Source organism: Bacillus canaveralius (assembly GCF_002860125.1).
Lineage (GTDB): Bacteria > Bacillota > Bacilli > Bacillales > Cytobacillaceae > Bacillus_BJ > Bacillus_BJ canaveralius.
Genome location: NZ_PGVA01000096.1, coordinates 1 through 1,623, shown reverse-complemented (window position 1 = coordinate 1,623; position 1,623 = coordinate 1). Strand labels below are relative to the sequence as shown.

The window sequence follows — 1,623 nt, the reverse complement described above, 5'->3', positions numbered from 1 at the left end:
ACTCGCAGTTTATTCTGTGAAGTAACGCTCGTTGCTCCACCCCGCGACAATAGAAATTATTAAATAAAATATGGAGGAGGAAGAGGGATTCGAACCCCCGCGCGGTATGACCCGCCTGTCGGTTTTCAAGACCGATCCCTTCAGCCAGACTTGGGTATTCCTCCGAATAATAAGTATTAATGGTGGACCTTGTAGGACTCGAACCTACGACCGGACGGTTATGAGCCGTCTGCTCTAACCAGCTGAGCTAAAGGTCCATAATCATTTATTTATTTGGTAGCGGCGGAGGGGATCGAACCCCCGACCTCACGGGTATGAACCGTACGCTCTAGCCAGCTGAGCTACACCGCCAAATTTAAAACAATAATAATCAATGGTGGAGCCTAGCGGGATCGAACCGCTGACCTCCTGCGTGCAAAGCAGGCGCTCTCCCAGCTGAGCTAAGGCCCCATACGCGTTTTTACTGGTCGGGAAGACAGGATTCGAACCTGCGACCCCTTGGTCCCAAACCAAGTGCTCTACCAAGCTGAGCTACTTCCCGAGATATAATATGGCGCGCCCGACAGGAGTCGAACCCATAACCTTCTGATCCGTAGTCAGACGCTCTATCCAATTGAGCTACGGGCGCATATATTGAAAGTTATTTTGCTATCGCAAAAAACTTTGGTGCCGAGGACCGGAATCGAACCGGTACGGTAGTCACCTACCGCAGGATTTTAAGTCCTGTGCGTCTGCCAGTTCCGCCACCCCGGCTAATTTAATAAGAGCGGAAGACGGGATTCGAACCCGCGACCCCAACCTTGGCAAGGTTGTATTCTACCACTGAACTACTTCCGCAATAAAATGGTGCGGGTGAAGGGAGTCGAACCCCCACGCCTTGCGGCGCCAGATCCTAAGTCTGGTGCGTCTGCCAGTTCCGCCACACCCGCATTTGTTAGATGTCAGATTTTAAGAAATTGCTCTGAAACAAGTTTTTGAATCCGACTTCTGATTTTCATTTTCTCACACTTCTAAAATGGTGAGCCATGAAGGACTCGAACCTTCGACCCTCTGATTAAAAGTCAGATGCTCTACCGACTGAGCTAATGGCTCAAAATAAAAAGAATAGTGGTGCCGGCAAGAGGACTTGAACCCCCAACCTACTGATTACAAGTCAGTTGCTCTACCAATTGAGCTACACCGGCATAATGGAGAATGACGGGATCGAACCGCCGACCCTCTGCTTGTAAGGCAGATGCTCTCCCAGCTGAGCTAATTCTCCAAATTTAAACTGCCCGGCGGCGTCCTACTCTCACAGGGGGAGACCCCCAACTACCATCGGCGCTGAGAAGCTTAACTTCCGTGTTCGGGATGGGAACGGGTGTGACCTTCTCGCTATCGTCACCAGACAAGTTAAAGACATATTTTATTATAATGCCTTTTAAAATTATTGCAAGAGAAAATGAAAGATTCGTTCTCTCAAAACTAGATAATCTAGAAGAAGTAAGTGTAAACACGAGAACACCATTTCAAATTGTGGTTAAGTCCTCGATCGATTAGTATCAGTCAGCTCCACATGTCGCCACGCTTCCACCTCTGACCTATCAACCTGATCATCTTTCAGGGATCTTACTAGCTTGCGCT

Annotated in this window: 12 tRNA genes and 2 rRNA genes; all 14 read right to left on the bottom strand. The window is 48.7% G+C overall.

Annotation, left to right across the window (positions count from 1 at the left end):
• Window positions 1-71 precede the first annotated feature (71 nt).
• Window positions 72-164 (bottom strand) — tRNA-Ser (locus tag CU635_RS22825).
• 16 nt (window positions 165-180) lie between these two features.
• Window positions 181-257 (bottom strand) — tRNA-Ile (locus CU635_RS22820).
• Between the two features lie 17 nt (window positions 258-274).
• Window positions 275-351, bottom strand: a tRNA-Met gene (locus tag CU635_RS22815).
• A gap of 23 nt (window positions 352-374) precedes the next feature.
• Window positions 375-450: transfer RNA gene (locus CU635_RS22810), tRNA-Ala, on the bottom strand.
• 14 nt (window positions 451-464) lie between these two features.
• Window positions 465-541 (bottom strand) — tRNA-Pro (locus CU635_RS22805).
• 10 nt (window positions 542-551) lie between these two features.
• Window positions 552-628 (bottom strand) — tRNA-Arg (locus tag CU635_RS22800).
• Between the two features lie 36 nt (window positions 629-664).
• Window positions 665-753, bottom strand: a tRNA-Leu gene (locus tag CU635_RS22795).
• Between the two features lie 12 nt (window positions 754-765).
• A tRNA-Gly gene (locus CU635_RS22790) sits at window positions 766-837 on the bottom strand.
• Window positions 838-844: 7 nt separating this feature from the next.
• A tRNA-Leu gene (locus tag CU635_RS22785) sits at window positions 845-929 on the bottom strand.
• A gap of 87 nt (window positions 930-1,016) precedes the next feature.
• Window positions 1,017-1,092 (bottom strand) — tRNA-Lys (locus CU635_RS22780).
• Window positions 1,093-1,108: 16 nt separating this feature from the next.
• Window positions 1,109-1,184, bottom strand: a tRNA-Thr gene (locus CU635_RS22775).
• A gap of 4 nt (window positions 1,185-1,188) precedes the next feature.
• Window positions 1,189-1,261: transfer RNA gene (locus CU635_RS22770), tRNA-Val, on the bottom strand.
• 11 nt (window positions 1,262-1,272) lie between these two features.
• Window positions 1,273-1,388, bottom strand: a 5S ribosomal RNA gene (gene rrf, locus CU635_RS22765).
• Between the two features lie 127 nt (window positions 1,389-1,515).
• Window positions 1,516-1,623 (bottom strand): 23S ribosomal RNA (locus CU635_RS22760); the annotation flags it as partial.